Source organism: Helicobacter marmotae (genome assembly GCF_003364255.1).
In the GTDB taxonomy this organism is placed as follows: Bacteria; Campylobacterota; Campylobacteria; order Campylobacterales; family Helicobacteraceae; genus Helicobacter_C; species Helicobacter_C marmotae.
The window spans coordinates 1-762 of the sequence record NZ_NXLR01000051.1 but is presented as its reverse complement, the minus strand read 5'-3'; the positions used below and the strand labels follow the sequence as shown (position 1 = coordinate 762).

Genomic DNA, 762 nt, shown 5'->3' with positions numbered 1-762 from the left:
TAGAGTTTGCAAAAGCCGAAGAATCTCTTTTGGAATTACTAGAAACTCTGCCACTATTGTCATTCTGAACCCCTGCAAGGGGTGAAGAATCTCTGTGGGTGACTAGTGATTCCTTTAGAGATTCTTCGCTTCGCTCAGAATGACAAAATAATTTCCCTCTCATACAAGCCACATTATCGTCTTGAGAGAATTTCTTTTGCGGGTAGCAAAGTTTGTCATTCTGAACCCTCGCAGAGGGTGAAGAATCTCTGTTCGAATCACTAGTCGTGCTTTTTGGTGTTTTTAAAAACAATTCTTCGCCCTTTATTGAGGACTTAGAATGACAAAGTAACCGCCTTTCTAGTGATTTTGTTAAAGAGTCTTTAGTAGATAAGAGAGATTCTTCGGTCGCACTTCGTGCTTCCTCAGAATGACAAACTTGGCTACCCGCAAGGGAAATTATTTTGTCATTCTGAACCCCTGCAAGGGGTGAAGAATCTCTGTGGGCTTTCTGTGAATCATTGCTTTTTGGAATTTTAGTAAATGTTGTTGGTTTGTCATTCTGAGCTTGAGAATCAAGCGAAGAATCTCTCTTGGCGACTAGTGATTCCTTTAGAGATTCTTCGGTCGCACCCTGTGCTCCCTCAGAATGACAATAGGATAGGGATTCTCTAGTGGCTTTGCGAAGCGATTCTCCATAATGCTCAGAATGACAAACTAATTTCCCTTGCAAGGTAATTTTGTCTTGCGGGTCAGACTTGTTGTCATTCTGAGCTTGAGAAT

Annotated in this window: 1 protein-coding gene; it reads right to left on the bottom strand. The window is 41.5% G+C overall.

Annotated features, from left to right (window positions below; genetic code table 11):
- Positions 1 to 762, bottom strand: a 762-nt coding sequence (locus tag CQA63_RS10005; RefSeq protein WP_170128403.1) for a hypothetical protein, incomplete at both ends; no start/stop codon positions are given.